Annotated in this window: 17 protein-coding genes; 14 read left to right on the forward strand and 3 right to left on the reverse strand. The window is 56.6% G+C overall.

Annotation, left to right across the window (positions count from 1 at the left end):
* The first annotated feature begins 3 nt into the window (after nt 1–3).
* The 9 genes from HX899_RS01100 (at nt 4) to HX899_RS01140 (ending at nt 5,377) form a co-directional block, all read left to right on the forward strand.
* Nucleotides 4–225, forward strand: coding sequence for a hypothetical protein (locus HX899_RS01100; RefSeq protein ID WP_181291475.1), 222 nt, complete (start codon nt 4–6; stop codon nt 223–225).
* A gap of 228 nt (nt 226–453) precedes the next feature.
* Nucleotides 454–843 carry a hypothetical protein gene (locus HX899_RS01105; protein ID WP_181291476.1) on the forward strand — a complete coding sequence of 130 codons (390 nt, stop codon included), beginning with the start codon at nt 454–456 and terminating at the stop codon, nt 841–843.
* A 10-nt stretch (nt 844–853) separates the two neighbouring features.
* Nucleotides 854–1,303: a hypothetical protein gene (locus HX899_RS01110; RefSeq protein WP_181291477.1), complete on the forward strand. Its 450-nt coding sequence runs from the start codon at nt 854–856 to the stop codon at nt 1,301–1,303.
* Between the two features lie 57 nt (nt 1,304–1,360).
* Nucleotides 1,361–1,954 (forward strand): hypothetical protein, encoded by a 594-nt coding sequence (locus tag HX899_RS01115; RefSeq protein ID WP_181291478.1) that lies wholly within the window; start codon nt 1,361–1,363, stop codon nt 1,952–1,954.
* Between the two features lie 234 nt (nt 1,955–2,188).
* Nucleotides 2,189–2,716, forward strand: coding sequence for a hypothetical protein (locus HX899_RS01120; RefSeq protein ID WP_181291479.1), 528 nt, complete (start codon nt 2,189–2,191; stop codon nt 2,714–2,716).
* Between the two features lie 73 nt (nt 2,717–2,789).
* Nucleotides 2,790–3,260 (forward strand): hypothetical protein, encoded by a 471-nt coding sequence (locus HX899_RS01125; RefSeq protein WP_181291480.1) that lies wholly within the window; start codon nt 2,790–2,792, stop codon nt 3,258–3,260.
* Nucleotides 3,260–3,691, forward strand: coding sequence for a hypothetical protein (locus HX899_RS01130; protein WP_181291481.1), 432 nt, complete (start codon nt 3,260–3,262; stop codon nt 3,689–3,691). The genes HX899_RS01125 and HX899_RS01130 overlap by 1 nt, the downstream gene beginning before the upstream one ends.
* Before the next feature lie 28 nt (nt 3,692–3,719).
* On the forward strand, nt 3,720–4,568 hold the full coding sequence (locus HX899_RS01135; RefSeq protein ID WP_181291482.1) for a hypothetical protein: 849 nt from the start codon (nt 3,720–3,722) through the stop codon (nt 4,566–4,568).
* Nucleotides 4,569–4,807: 239 nt separating this feature from the next.
* Entirely contained in the window at nt 4,808–5,377 is a 570-nt protein-coding gene (locus HX899_RS01140; protein ID WP_130801438.1) for a recombinase family protein, read from the forward strand.
* A gap of 22 nt (nt 5,378–5,399) precedes the next feature.
* Here HX899_RS01140 and HX899_RS01145 read toward each other — a convergent pair whose 3' ends face one another.
* Entirely contained in the window at nt 5,400–5,879 is a 480-nt protein-coding gene (locus tag HX899_RS01145; protein WP_130801439.1) for a hypothetical protein, read from the reverse strand.
* A gap of 317 nt (nt 5,880–6,196) precedes the next feature.
* Here HX899_RS01145 and repA point away from each other — a divergent pair, with 317 nt between their 5' ends.
* The 3 genes from repA (at nt 6,197) to repC (ending at nt 9,882) form a co-directional block, all read left to right on the forward strand.
* Nucleotides 6,197–7,384 (forward strand): plasmid partitioning protein RepA, encoded by a 1,188-nt coding sequence (repA, locus tag HX899_RS01150; RefSeq protein WP_181291483.1) that lies wholly within the window; start codon nt 6,197–6,199, stop codon nt 7,382–7,384.
* Nucleotides 7,385–7,447: 63 nt separating this feature from the next.
* Nucleotides 7,448–8,434 (forward strand): plasmid partitioning protein RepB, encoded by a 987-nt coding sequence (gene repB / locus HX899_RS01155; protein ID WP_130801441.1) that lies wholly within the window; start codon nt 7,448–7,450, stop codon nt 8,432–8,434.
* 155 nt (nt 8,435–8,589) lie between these two features.
* On the forward strand, nt 8,590–9,882 hold the full coding sequence (repC, locus tag HX899_RS01160; protein ID WP_181291484.1) for a plasmid replication protein RepC: 1,293 nt from the start codon (nt 8,590–8,592) through the stop codon (nt 9,880–9,882).
* A gap of 102 nt (nt 9,883–9,984) precedes the next feature.
* Here the strand turns inward: repC and HX899_RS01165 are convergent, their stop codons facing one another.
* Nucleotides 9,985–11,925 carry a hypothetical protein gene (locus HX899_RS01165; protein WP_181291485.1) on the reverse strand — a complete coding sequence of 647 codons (1,941 nt, stop codon included), beginning with the start codon at nt 11,923–11,925 and terminating at the stop codon, nt 9,985–9,987.
* A 75-nt stretch (nt 11,926–12,000) separates the two neighbouring features.
* Between HX899_RS01165 and HX899_RS01170 the strand changes: the two genes are divergently transcribed.
* Nucleotides 12,001–12,393 (forward strand): hypothetical protein, encoded by a 393-nt coding sequence (locus tag HX899_RS01170; protein WP_181291486.1) that lies wholly within the window; start codon nt 12,001–12,003, stop codon nt 12,391–12,393.
* Nucleotides 12,394–12,544: 151 nt separating this feature from the next.
* Nucleotides 12,545–13,558, forward strand: a complete 1,014-nt coding sequence (locus tag HX899_RS01175; protein WP_181291487.1) for a hypothetical protein — start codon at nt 12,545–12,547, stop codon at nt 13,556–13,558.
* Here the strand turns inward: HX899_RS01175 and HX899_RS01180 are convergent.
* The gene (locus tag HX899_RS01180; RefSeq protein ID WP_181291488.1) at nt 13,536–13,814 is read right to left on the reverse strand and encodes a nucleotidyltransferase domain-containing protein; all 279 of its coding nucleotides are present in this window, start codon (nt 13,812–13,814) and stop codon (nt 13,536–13,538) included. The genes HX899_RS01175 and HX899_RS01180 overlap by 23 nt on opposite strands.
* Between the last annotated feature and the right edge of the window lie 2 nt (nt 13,815–13,816).

Below are 13,816 nucleotides of genomic sequence, written 5' to 3' on the forward strand. Positions count from 1 at the left end.
GCCTTGATTGAGGCCGCCCATGTTGAAGTCGCGAAGGCCAAGGGCAGCGCAGCCGCCCACTTTTTCACGGGCTACCTGGACGGCCTTGAGGCGGGAGCTGCCACCTTCGGATCGCCTGCTTTCGACCTGCTCGACAGTGACGCCGAGGATACCGTCGGAAGCTACAGCAAGGGCTTCCAGACGGGCCTCTGGAATATCGAATTCGCATCGGCCCCTAGCTTCTGATCACGCCATCGGCGGATGCGTTTAGACCCCCGGCATCTCGCCCTGCCGGGGGCTTCTTTTTGCCGACCACAAAAATTCGTTTACATCCCCTGATGTGGTGGCCGGAATTCGTTTTGATCTCTTAGCATACTGTTTTCGCTGTCATTTTTTAGTTGTCGCCGACAATGTGCCGTGGGAATCTCTTCATAGGCGGCGAGATCAAGTGCGCTGCCACAGAAGGGAACCGAAATGATAGAAATCAATCCACCCATGGATCACGTGGAGATTGCCGTCAGTGCAGTCGCCAGCAAGCTCGAAACCGTGATCCTTGAGCTCCGTGGCCTCATGCAGGCCGAGGACATCGCAAGGTGCGACGCGTTCAACCGAGCAGCAACCGTCCACGAACCCGACAAAGCCGACGACGCCCAAGGGGAAAAATTCATCCGGATTGGCCAGGAATACCAGCTTCACCGCACAGCCTTCCAGAAACTGGAGAACGTCGTCCAGGCGGCCGGGATCGCCTACGACGCCGTTCAGCTCGCCCGCGAGAGATACAGGTCATCACTCCGGAAGGGCGAGCTGATGAAGCTGCTCGCCGTCTTCGATGACGAAGAAACCAAAGTCAAAACCAAGGAATAGGGAGAAGACCATGTTCACCCTAACACCGGAGGCAGTGATCCGCATTGCAGGCAATGGCAGCGTCGAGACGATCGAGGCTTTCGGGCTTATGCGCAGCGACCTTGAGTACAAACTAGAAAACCGGGAAGCGCAGCCCACAGAGAATGACTATCAGCGAGCCTCCGAATTCCTGACCGGGGAGACGGGTATCGTTCTCGACATCGACGCGGTGAAGGCGCTGCTTAGCCTGTATCCGGCGGCCCGCATCTCGCTTGCCAACGACGATCTTGATGACGACTTCGTCAGGGATCGCCTCAAGGACGCGGTCGCCGACGCCTTCGTCAATTGCAGATGGCCCAGGCATGATGACGAGGTTGACCTCGATGCCTTCGCTTCGGTGCTGCACGCCCAGGCCGAGGAATTGGGCTACGGGGTCCTCTTTGGGCCACCAGAACCCCAGACCACCTTCCACTTCGACTAACGCATTCCACGAGGCCGCAGACGGCCCGCTACAACAAAATCAGAGAGGAACTATCCCATGCCACATTACTTCGACGGCCTTGACCGCAACCACTTCGCAATCAAGCACATGACCGCAGCCAATATCGGTGACCAGATAGACACCGCCGAGGAACGCCTGATTGGCTGCGGTGTGCCATCCTGCCGCCGTGTCGGCGCTCTCGCATTCTGGACGGCTCCGGTCCTTCCCGAGCAAGGCCAGGGACACGCTGTCGTCTTCACGATCCGGCGCTTCGAAGACAGCCCTGAATCCATGGTGGCGGGCGAGAACTGGAAGGTTGTCAGCTTCCAGCCCAAGATCGGTTTCCATGACCCGGATGGCGAGCGCCTTGTCATCAACCTGCCCTTTGTCGACCTCAAGGCAATGCGTCAGGCGGGCGGCAGCTGCGAGGGCTACGAGCCTTACGAAGAGGTCATTCGCTACGACGCCCACAACGAGAAATACCGCCACAATGGTTGCGAACGAAACCTCGTCGGCCTAGTCGAGATCAATGATCTCGTAGACACTTGGGAGCCGTATTACCCCGAGGAAATTATGGAACTCGCGACGGCGCAGCACGCATGGGATGGCGATCTCAGACGGTATCCGAAGCCCATTCTTGTTCACGGGTAATAGGGCCAGCAACAAGGCTCAGACACCCTCGAAACCCCGCCGATGACGTGGGGTTTTTCTTTGACCGCTCTCCCAGAAAAATTCGTTTACATCTTTCGATCTGGAGCGGTGAATTCCTTTAAGTCTCTGATCATACTCGATTTTCTCCATTTCGGCCTATTGAAGCCGACGAATCCTCATGGGACAATTAAAACAGTTGAAGAGATTCAACGACTTACCAGAGGGAAAACCAAAATGAGCACCAAAGAATACGCAATCAGCACCGCCAACATTGCAGTCCTGCAGGCGATGCTCGACGCAGCCACCAAAACAGGAAAGATCAGCGCCTATCAGCTTGGTGAGATGTCGGAAACTATCTACCGCGAACTCCGGATGCATGAGCTTGTTGCCTACCTCGCAACCAAGGACATCCTGCCGATCGAGCAGGCCGTGGCCGATGGCCTGATGAAGACCATGCTGCGCGCCGACGCGCGGGCATTGGAGAACCTGGTTGGCCCCTACAGGCATGGAGATGTCGAGCAGATGGCGGATGCAATCCGGGATCAGCCTCTCACGAAGGCGCAGCTCGGTTGGCTCGATACCGCCGACAATCTCCAGGAATACATGAGGGACGGCGCTGACGTTCATTCGACATGGCGGAAGCTCCGCTCTGTCGTCGAGGCCTTAGGGTTGGATGTCGCGCTCGAAACACGACGGATCGAGCCGAAGTACAAGCGGACCCCGGGAACCACCCATGAGGAAGCCCTAGCTCGGCTGTCCTAAGCGAACGACGAGGGAGGCCAACATCCTCCCTCCCCTACTCCCAAGCAGACAAAAGACCACACGGGGAAACCAGATGACAATGCTTTCAATCACCACGACCAACATCGAAGCGATCGAGGGGATCATTGATGGTGCTAAGGCCACCGGCCAGATCGACTACGACGGCCTCAAGTCGGCGGCCGAGACCGTCCACCGTCACGACTGGATGCGGACTGCCGCGGCCTACCTCGCGACCAAGAACATCACACTTGCCGAACAGGATCGGCTCGATGCCTGCATGGCCTCGATGGAACGGGCTGACGAGCGCATGCTGTCTCCCCTAGTCAACAGCTACAGGCGCGGCGACATCATGCAGATGATCGATGCTCTGGACGACGTGCCGCTCTCCAAGGTGGAGCGCAAGGTCGTCAAAGGGATGGCGAAGGATTTCAGCGGTGGCTCCCTTCCAGTGGATCAAGACCGCATGAGGCGGCTAGAGGCCATGATCGAGCGCCATGACGTTCAGATCGAGCTTGGCTCCCTCAAGCTCGGAGGTTTCATCTGATGACCAGCTACTGCACGAATTCCGAGATCGACCTGAAACAAGCCTGCCGCATGGCGCTGAACGAGGGCTTCTTGTCCGGCGTGGAGCTGCCCGAGCAGGAACAGGCAGAGGTAGCCAAGCTCATGGCCCGCCAGACCGACAATGCGGAGATCGCCTTGGCACGGATCGCGGACCCCTACTACAGGGGCCGCCTGGTGCAGCTGCTCGATATCCTGAAGGACGTGCAGAGCCTGCCCGGGGACGAGACCGGGGTCTACGACCTCAGGGCCGCCAGAGAGCGCGGGCAGCTGCGGGATGCCGAGCGACATGTGAAGCGCCTGACGGCTCTCTGTCATCGTCACGGGGTCGCCATGCCACCATTCGGCGGCCGGCGGATCGAGCGGCCGACACTGAAAATCGTGAAGACACCGCGGGCCGCTGCGCGGCCGTAATGAATGCCGACCTTGGGAGGGGATCACAATGGACATGACTATGCTGACAAACGGACTCGAGGTGACGAAACCAAAGCAGCCCGACGACATCTACGCCTACTACATGCGCGGCCAGCCCGACGCGGATCGTCCGGTTTCCATGGAGACGGAGATCATCGAGCTGCCCAAGCTGATGAAGCGCTACCATGTGCTGCCGGGAGACGGCCACCCAGAGGCGGCATCATTCGTCAGGGATTACGCAGAGATCGTCCGATCGATGGCCCCGCCCTGCGAGTTGATCGCAGGGCCGAGGATCATGGTCCACAAAGAGGGTAAGACATTTTCCTCGAAGCCGTCGTGGCTGCACTTCGCGAAGGGAAAGAAGCCCGGTTCGCACTACACGTTCCGCACTCCCCAAATCCTGATCTCGACGAGGCTCACGCCAAAGAGGCCGCCGCAGGAGTGCATGCCACCCTCGGGCATCCCCGTCGACATTCATGGCAGGAGGATCACCAACCTGATCGGGCGCGAACAAGTGCTGCTCCGGGTCATCCACTGGATCATGATCGAGGCCGACCGTATTTGGCCGGGAGACGACGAGACGCCCAAGTGGACCCTTCGTGTGTGGCAGTCGCTACGGGAGGATCAGGACGTCTCCATGCTCGAAGACGCTGACAGTCGAGGAGCAGATTTCGAATGCCTTCCTGACGTTCGCCCTCGGCTATCTCCAGAACTCCCACTTCGGCCGCTTCGCCGCCATGGAGGACATTCCACACGAAGGAATTCGCCAGGATCGTGGTCGGCCTTCTCGGCCGCGAGATCGCGGAGCATGGGGATCAACTGTGGGACGATAGGTAAGAGAGCTACCCAAATTCGCCCTACCGCTATCGTGCTGTAAGCATGGTAAATGAGCGATGAACTGGAAGTGATAGTGATCTACGCTTCCGTCACATGTTTGCTTGTGGATGGCCCATTATAGTTGCTCGGGGCCCCTTGTGGGCTGCTGCCCTTAGCATCACATTTGGGTACACCTCAAAGCGACATCGAATGTGACAGCTACCTTTTGTCACAAAAGGGTATCTTTCCGGTAAATGTGACGTTACATTAGCGAGGCCACCCTAATGTTACGGATTCGCGATGACACGCATTGGCTACGCCCGCGTCAGCACTACCGACCAGAGCTTGGAAATCCAGACCGCCCAATTGAAGGCGGCGGGTTGCGAGATTGTGCGTTCGGAAACGGCATCGGGGAAATCGCGATCCGGCAGAACCGAGCTTGAAACCATCATGCAGTTTTTGCGCTCCGGCGACGAGTTGGTGGTGTTGCGCCTTGACCGGCTCGGCCGATCTACCCGCGACGTTCTCAACCTCGTTCACGAGCTTGACGAAAAGGGCGCTTCCCTTCGCGTCTTGGAACCAGAGGTGACGACGGCCGGAAGCATGGGCCGCATGGTGATTACGATTTTGGGAATGGTCGCGGATATGGAGCTGCAGTTTATCCGAGACCGACAGCGTGCCGGAATAGAGGCCGCAAAAGCCGAAGGTGTTTACAAAGGCCGACGAAAGAACGTTGATGACAAGGAAATCCGTCGCAGGATTGCAGCCGGGGAAAGCAAGGCGGACGTTGCCCGCGAGCTGAGGATTTCGCGAATGACGGTTTATCGCGCCTTGGCTGGTGAAGGTGGACAAGAAACGGGACTAGTTTAGACACGGCCACCAGCAAGCCGCCTCAACTCCGAAGACTTCTTGCGACCTCATCCCATCTGTCTGCAATGGCATTATGCCCGTCTCGACGGAAATTCTCACGAAAATGCTCAGCAAAAACCCGCCGCGTGTCTTGGATGTAGGCCACGTAATGAATGCAGTATTGCGAGTAGGCGTGGGCGATAGTGAGATTCACCAAGTCCGCGTCAAACGTCTCCAACAGCGACGGCACCACCTGCTTATTTATATAGTCTAGCCCTGGATTGCCGCGAACTTCGAAAACAAACGGCTCTATTTTGCCCCAACGATATTCGATTTCGAACAGCTTAAATGGAAACACTTGGAGCCAATTTTTCTCCGGAATTTGCGTGAGCAGTTGGTCATACATGTTTGTGATGAAATACCATTGCTCACTCTGGTTCGTAATCGCTTTGGCGAGCACATTGGCAACATTCATTCCGAGATTGCTTAGTGCCTCTTGGATAGGAACTGCGTCGTTTTGCATGAATCGTCACTCTGCCATTCGGTTTCGAAAGAGATTAATCGAACGCCCCTCGCATAAGCAAGGTATGAAGGAGCCCTATTCTTCCGTGCTTTAGTCAGGGCGACTTTGCCCCCGACTCGAACCGCCTCTGAACTGTGGAGGCCATCCCCTCCCCGTTTCCTCTATTCCCTTTCCGCAAGAATCTTGTTCAGCTAAGGCGCGGAACCCGTTAACCTTCTGTTAACCCTCTTTTCCTTGCCAGGAACAAGGAATCGGGGCATTGTCCCGATAATTGGTGCGGTTTCGCCAAAATATCGTGACTGAGCGGATTTCAAAAAATGAACGTGAAAATGGCCACTTCTGAGAAAGTGCCGGGTTTTGCCGATACCATCCTTGAACAGGGTGGCGATATTTCGTCGAAGCTCGATATGCTGCGGCAGGAGAAATTTCCGCCGAACGCACAGAAGGGTCTACGTCAGTTTTCGCTGGCCGAGGTTGCCGATTTCGTGGGCGTGTCGCAGTCCTATCTGAAAAAGCTCCATCTCCAAGGCAAGGGCGTTGAGCCTACGACCACTTCGACAGGGCGGCGATACTACACTGCCGACCAAATGAATGATTTACGCGCCCTCCTCGACCGAGTTCCACACCGCAAGGAAAATGAAGGTCTGCAGGTTATCGCAGTCGTCAATTTCAAGGGCGGGTCCGGCAAGACGACCACGGCGGCGCACCTGGCACAGTATCTGGCATTGCGAGGCTATCGTGTCCTGGCCGTCGATCTCGACCCCCAGGCGTCGTTGACGGCACTGTATGGTATCCAACCGGAGCTGGACGAGAAGCTGTCACTTTACGAAGCGCTGCGTTACGACGACGAGCGCAAGTCAATTGCAGACGTGATCCAGCCGACCAACTTTCCGAATCTTGATGTCGTCCCGGCAAACCTTGAGCTGCAGGAATACGAATACGAGACGCCGATTGCCATGCAACGGAAAGATTCGAACGCAGGCAAGATGTTCTACACGCGGATTGGAGACGCGCTCGCAGAAGTCGATGATCGCTACGATGTCATCGTTATCGACTGCCCTCCCCAGCTCGGCTACCTCACGCTTACTGCGTTGACGGCGGCCACGTCGGTTCTGATCACCGTGCACCCGCAAATGCTCGACATAATGTCGATGAGCCAGTTCTTGTTGATGCTCGGCAACATCCTCAAGTCTGTCGAGGCCGTGGGCGTGAATGTTTCCCTGGACTGGTTTCGCTACCTCGTCACGCGCTACGAGCCAACGGACATTCCGCAGCAGCAGATGGTGGGCTTCATGGCGTCTATGTTCGCTCAGCAGATGATGCGAAATCATATGGTGAAATCGACCGCCATTTCCGACGCCGGATTGACCAAACAGAGCCTCTACGAAGTGGAGCGCTCGCAGTTCACGCCGACCACCTATGACCGCGCCCGCGAGTCCATGGATGCAGTCAACGCCGAAGTGATCGAGTTGCTGCACAAAGCATGGGGGCGTCGCAGTGCTTGAAAAATTGTCAGCCGTACAAACGGCTATTTTCCGCAATGAAATCAATAAACGGGGAAAAGCGTGATGGCTCGAAGGGATGTTTTCGCAAATATCACCGGACCTCAAGGCGAAACCTCGGAGCGTAAAGCCAATCCGAGCTACGCGGCTAAGGGCGCTTCCCGCTCGATGATCAGTTCTTTGAACGAGTTGGCTGAGAAAGCCGCCCTCGCCGACCAGAACCTTTCAGGGGAACTCGTTGTTGAGTTGGATACCGCCGATCTCGACGGATCGTTCGTGACGGATCGCATGAGCGAGGACGACGCCGCCTACGCGGAGCTGGTCGAGGCCATCCGAGATCGCGGTCAGGACTCGCCAATTCTGGTGCGCCCTCACCCGTCGGACAACGGCCGATACCAGATCGTTTTCGGTCATCGCCGTGCCAGGGCAGCTAAAGACCTTGGACGGAAAGTCCGTGCAGTCGTCAAGGGAATCTCCGACGCAGACCATGTTATCGCGCAGGGACAGGAAAACTCGGCTCGGCAGAACCTGTCGTTCATCGAGCGATCCATGTTCGCTAAGCGCTTGCTCGATCTCGGCTACGACAAACCGACGATCCAGTCTGCACTTGCAATTGACGCGCCCATGTTGACCCGGATGCTGTCGGTTTCCGGTCGCGTGCCGGAATCGGTCGCGGTGAAGATCGGTCCCGCTAAGTCCATCGGCCGGGATCGTTGGATCGACTTCGCTCAGAAGGTCGAGAAGCCATCGACGAAGGCGCTTGTCGGCAAACTCGTCGATGAGGACAAGTTCAGCGCTCTTGAATCCGACGCCCGTTTTGAGTTTTTGGTAGCGGAGATCAAGAGGGCGGATCAGTCGCCAAAGCGGACCACCGACAAGGGCGAGTGGCGAGCAGGCGATGCCTCAGTCCGCGCCGAGTTCAAAGGCAGCGGGAAGGCCTATTCAATCGCACTCAAGTCGGACGAGGCCGCCACATTCGGCCGCTTCATCGCGGACAATTTGGAGCGATTGCACCAAGAGTTTCTGTCATCAACCAAAACTGACGAAAGGTAGACAGCAAAAGAAAAAGGCCCCCAAACGGTTGCCCGTGGAAGCCCTTCTCGAAGTTCTAGCAGACTGAGAATCGCATTTCCCCGAATCAACGTCAAGAGTCTTTGGCACCCGTTATGGTGAGCGGACTTCTTTTGCCTTCTTGAGAGGTGAAGAATATGGACGGTGGAAGTGTGACGACGCCTTTCGGGCGGCGGCCGATGACGCTTGGCATGTTGGCAAGCCAGCAACTGGCCGAAGAGATCGAACCTGGAATTACCCGGAACAAATGGAAATTGTTTCGTGCCATTTGTGAAGCACGGCCTGCGCTTGGCGTGACGGATCGCGCCTTAACCGTTCTTGACGCCTTGCTGACGTTCTATCCGGACAACGAGCTGTCTGAGGAACGCGGTTTGATCGTGTTTCCGAGTAATGCGCAGCTGTCGATCCGCGCTCGCGGGATGACCGCAGCGACGCTACGTCGGCACTTGGCTGTCCTTGTCGACGCCGGATTGATCCTGCGTAAGGACAGCGCCAATGGCAAGCGCTACGCACGTCGAGACAGGGCAGGGGACGTCCAAGATGCCTTCGGCTTCTCGCTTGCTCCGCTGTTAGCGAGGGCGGTCGAGATCGAGACGGTCGCCGCCCAGCTCATTGCCGACCGTGAGCTTCTGCGCGCCGCGAAAGAGAGGCTGACGATCTGCCGTCGCGATATCGCAAAGCTGATCGAGGTCGCATTGGAGGAGGGTGTGGGAGGCGATTGGGATATGATTTCGGGCCTCTTTCGAGAGATAGTCGGCCGCCTTCCGCGCGCCGCCCGGGTGGATGACCTCACCAACGTGCTCGACGAGCTCTCGGTGCTGCGGGAAGAAATCCTCAACCTTCTGAATACAAACAATAATTTTAATAAAATGAGCGCCAATGAGTCTCAAGTTGAGCGCCACATACAGAATTCAAACTCCGAATCCATTCATGAACTTGAACCAGCTCTCGATGACGAGCAGGGCGCAAACTTCTCGCTTCACGTTGGGGAGTCGAGCGCGGCGTTGGCCGACCGTGAGATTACACCGGATGTTCGGAGTAGGGGAGGGAAGCAGTTCGAGGGGTCTGGTGGGCAGGGGCCGCTGAAGTCGTTTCCCCTTGGACTGGTCATGCAGGCCTGCCCCGAGATTTCAGCATACGGTCCAGGTGGGCAGGTAGGCAGTTGGCGGGACTTGATGAGCGCCGCGATCGTCGTCCGCTCGATGCTCGGCGTCAGCCCGTCGGCATACCAAGAGGCTTGCTCGACAATGGGCCCCGAAAACGCAGCGACAGTGATTGCCTGCATCCTCGAGCGCGGTGGCCACATCAATTCGGCGGGCGGCTACCTGCGCGATCTGACACGGCGCACCGAGGCCGGGGAATTCGCGATTGGTCCGATGCTGATGGCGCTGCTTCGCGCAAATAGTCTGGTTGGGCGGAAGGCGGGCTAAGTATCGCTTGACAACAAAATGTGAGAATACGGCTGTTTCGACTCAATTGCATTTCCGGCCTATTAGGGAGCGGCGAGCCTCACGTCGGGATCGCTTCACCTCTTACCACCGAAAGGGCAGAAAATGCCTGATTGGGCTGTTTCGAAGCACTTCGCCAACAGTCGGCGGTCTTATCTGTAGCCTATCAATAATTTCGGTTGTTCCAGGTGGGAGACCCATGGTCTTGGGTACAATGGTGAGGATCGGGTTTGTGACGCTGATATCGCCGATTTTGATATCAATTTGTGGTTCACCGCATTGCGTCCCGTCGGTTTGCACAGTGCTAAGTTTTTCCCTTAGCTTCTTCTCCTGCTCTTCGCGCTCGTTGGTCGAGGGAACATTCGCCAGGTATCCAACTTCCAATGTCGAGCCAACCGACATTCCCTCACTGCTCGCCAGCGACACCGCAGGGACAACTGCTATCGTGGATGCGTTCCACCGTGGTTTAAATTGCAGGTGCTTCCCATCGGCTACGATTTTTAGTGAAGTTCCATCGTCGTTTTGACCTTTAAATAGATAAGGCAAATCCGAAATTATCAGCTGTTGACTAAGGGCCGCTCCACCGAATTTGCCTGAGATCGTCGCACTGACGCCCGCGACAGAAAAAATTCCGAGGCTTCCCAACCCGCCGAGCGCCGCAACGTCAAATCGATAGGGTTTGCAGTCAAACTCCGGGGCGACGATCAATGCTTTGTGGTTGTCAACAGTGACGACACGCGGCGAGAGCACTCCATCCAAATTTAACCCGCCCCCGCCAATCATTGCTACGGTGTCGTCGACGACGGTTCCTAACCCTTTTCCGCTATTAGAAACGGGGACGACACGGACACGAATAAAGGCAACAGCATTCCCATCCACTCTGCCGCTGACTTTCAAGCCTTTGTTTGCAATCCACTGGGCCTCGACTTCGCTTATTTCGGCGTTACCCTGAGCCGGATTGTCTCCCGTCAGCTCTGCGTAGGCCCGTGCCCACAAAAATCCGCTTCCACCCTCTTTGGTCGTCAATACTCCGTTGAATCTGATAGTACGAGCTTTGACCGTACGATTTTCCTTCGGAAGACTCCTTATTCCTTTAACCAGGTCCTGGAGCGTTTCGCCGCGGAGCCAAATCGACATGTCCTCGGTGGGAGTGGGAATTTTGGCCACCTGTTGACGTAAAATTTCGATCCTCGTGGAAAGATCAGCTCCGGGCTTACTTTCCTTGGCTGGGAGGGTAATAGGTGTCTCACCATCGTCAGGCTGGGCAAGAAGCCATACGCCTCCTTTCAAAAAAACAGGGTTCATAAAAAGGAACTTCTTCCGGATGACCTTGGTGGGTACAGAAAGATTGACGTCGACGAAATTATCTTTCTTCGGCTCCACTGTCGGTAGGTGAAGGTCCTTCGCCTGCGCGAGATCGAAGGCTACCTCATTAGTCAGGGGTACTCTGACGACCAACTGTTCTGCCAGGTAAACCATGGTTCCCGAGGTGAGCAGCTCCTTTGCGTAGCCCCTAAACCCGATTCCGATGGAGTACCAACCAATTTGGGGCTCAAGGTCGAGCAGGTGGATCGCGAACACTGCCTCTGCTCGACCATTTAGGACGGCAATTTCCCTGAAAGAGATCGATGCTTGGCCCTTGAAATCGACGGAAAGCTTCTGTCTCTCCGAATGAGCCGAAAGTGAGATATTTCCTACAGCGAACCCGGGTTCGAAAGACATCGAAACCGATTTGAGCGTGACAATGGTATCATCAGAGCTGAACGCCGGATCATAGGATATCTTCGCCCCATGAAGCGCAGCCAGGAGCTTGGCAAATCCCGCTTCTGATACGAAGATGCCCGCGGACCATTCTTCGGGCACCTTCCTCGTTTGAGCTATGGCTGCCGAACTAGATAAAGATGCCCACTCGAGTTCAGCTCGCTCCCTCGCAAAGCGGGCACCTTGCCACATCAGGTAAATGGCACCCACCGCCAGAACAGCCACAACTACCAACGCAACAATTCCCACATGCCTCCTGGTCATTGGTGCCTCACGTTCTAATTGGAGAGTTGTGTCCTGACTGCTATTAATACTACCAGTTTATTAGGAGGCGGTCATATGCTTTGTGCAGGCTTTCTTCGTCCCGCGCTGGGGATATTTGGTCTGTTTTTCGCGAGCGTTGCCGTAGCCGACGCCCGTGACATCCGGATTGTGGACATCGCTGCTGGCGATACCGCCGACATCCATTTTCAGTTCAATCTCGGTGGCCGACTTTTCCTCAATGTGGCTGACAGGAACGGCCCTGCCTGTGTAACACTTTGGTGGATCATTTGGCCGACTTCAGAAATCCATGACGTCGGCCGCAAGTGCGGTCAGTTTGAAGTGCAAATCCCGAGTATTTTTTACCAATCTTTGTGGAGCAAATTGAGGGGGCGGGCTGGGGCCGAACCACTCAAAATCGGTTACAGCGCTGAAGAGCACGTCGTCGGCACGATCAAATTCGACTTCTAGGGCCTGATGGCGCTGCTTCGCGCAAACAGTTCCGTCGGACGGAAGGCGGGTTAATGCTGAATGACAGGGGAGGGGAGTTTCCGGGGGCTTGTTAAAGCACGGTATTCGGGCCAATCCTCGTCACCAACGAGAGATCACTTGCAGGACGAACTTGACGCACACGCATTCAGACGGAGAGAACGCCAGGGCATTCCTCGACAGCTTGAGACGCGGCGACCTATCGGCGCTGCTTCTGCATGTGAGTGTGGATATAGGGATCACCAAGGACGATTGGGCAGGCTCGCAAATGGTCGTTGTCGCGCGCGCACCGCAACCTTTTGCAGACGCACTTTCGCAACTGCCGGGCTATGATCGCAAGCGGATTGCCGAGGCCGCCCTGAGCAAGAGGACATACGACGCAGACCCGGCCACCGACATTACCATCAAAGTGGCTGGTGATCCGATGGACGGGCCTGCGACGCTACTGCCCGACCTCATTCTGCACCGGGAGATGATGGTTGCCGTCGCCACAGGCCAGCAGCAAATCCAAGAGGTCGATGACTACTACAACGCTCGCCAAGTTCGCCTGACCGAAGGCTGCGCCGCCGCAGGGATCAAATACGAGAACCCTCACGCCTCGCTGTGGGATTGGTATAATTTCTGGAAGGCGCAGGGCATGGATACCTATGCCGACCGACGGAACTATGTCCGGCAGCTTTTCAATGGTCCCGTGGCGTCCGCAGTTGGCCGCGTCCACAATCCAAGCCCGGTTGCCGAACGCGAGCCGACTGGATGGGAGCGCGTAGACCGATCACTCGGTAAGGCCAAGGCGCTGCTCCTTACAGCTTCGACAGAGGAGGAGTGGCAGACTATCGGATTGCTGGGCCGCGAGGTCCTGATTAGCCTCGGACAGGCGGTATATGATCCGGACGTCCACGGTGACACGGACCAAGAAGGCAAAAAGATCGGATCGACGGACGCTCGTAGACAGCTCTTCGCTTGGCTTCATCACCAGATGCCGGGAGGCGACAACAAGGAAATCCGAGCTCACATCAAGGCGTCGATCGATCTCGCTGTGCATCTTCAGCACCGCAGGACGGCGACGCGTCAGCTGGCCGAGCTGTGCCTAGAGGCAACATCGTCGGCGGTGAGCGTCGTCGCGATCATCGCAAGAAGTCCTGCTTAGTTACAGAACCGAGATCAAGGACTATGCCCTCGTCAACGAGATGGCTGGCCGCCGAATTCGCAACATTTAGATCGGAGACGAATTCAGACAGGCGGACGCAGGAGACATCGCCATAGACACCGGAGCCTTCCTGCAGGTGCCAACCGGACATCAGGGAGAGAACAGGATCGGACGCGTCGTCGGAGACGATCACTTTGAGGTCCCAATCGCTGGACGCAGTCGCATCGCCCCGCGCTCGGCTGCCGTAAAGGATCACGC

Source organism: Rhizobium sp. WYCCWR 11146 (assembly GCF_013591995.1).
Lineage (GTDB): Bacteria > Pseudomonadota > Alphaproteobacteria > Rhizobiales > Rhizobiaceae > Rhizobium > Rhizobium indicum.

Coding starts and splice junctions, on each gene's coding strand:
- HX899_RS01140 (WP_130801438.1), top strand. CDS start 4,808: ATGACACGCATTGGCTACGCCCGCGTCAGCACTACCGACCAGAGCTTG.
- HX899_RS01115 (WP_181291478.1), top strand. CDS start 1,361: ATGCCACATTACTTCGACGGCCTTGACCGCAACCACTTCGCAATCAAG.
- HX899_RS01145 (WP_130801439.1), bottom strand. CDS start 5,879: ATGCAAAACGACGCAGTTCCTATCCAAGAGGCACTAAGCAATCTCGGA.
- HX899_RS01135 (WP_181291482.1), top strand. CDS start 3,720: ATGGACATGACTATGCTGACAAACGGACTCGAGGTGACGAAACCAAAG.
- HX899_RS01165 (WP_181291485.1), bottom strand. CDS start 11,925: ATGACCAGGAGGCATGTGGGAATTGTTGCGTTGGTAGTTGTGGCTGTT.
- repB (WP_130801441.1), top strand. CDS start 7,448: ATGGCTCGAAGGGATGTTTTCGCAAATATCACCGGACCTCAAGGCGAA.
- HX899_RS01110 (WP_181291477.1), top strand. CDS start 854: ATGTTCACCCTAACACCGGAGGCAGTGATCCGCATTGCAGGCAATGGC.
- repA (WP_181291483.1), top strand. CDS start 6,197: ATGAACGTGAAAATGGCCACTTCTGAGAAAGTGCCGGGTTTTGCCGAT.
- HX899_RS01170 (WP_181291486.1), top strand. CDS start 12,001: ATGCTTTGTGCAGGCTTTCTTCGTCCCGCGCTGGGGATATTTGGTCTG.
- HX899_RS01105 (WP_181291476.1), top strand. CDS start 454: ATGATAGAAATCAATCCACCCATGGATCACGTGGAGATTGCCGTCAGT.
- HX899_RS01120 (WP_181291479.1), top strand. CDS start 2,189: ATGAGCACCAAAGAATACGCAATCAGCACCGCCAACATTGCAGTCCTG.
- HX899_RS01125 (WP_181291480.1), top strand. CDS start 2,790: ATGACAATGCTTTCAATCACCACGACCAACATCGAAGCGATCGAGGGG.
- HX899_RS01130 (WP_181291481.1), top strand. CDS start 3,260: ATGACCAGCTACTGCACGAATTCCGAGATCGACCTGAAACAAGCCTGC.
- repC (WP_181291484.1), top strand. CDS start 8,590: ATGGACGGTGGAAGTGTGACGACGCCTTTCGGGCGGCGGCCGATGACG.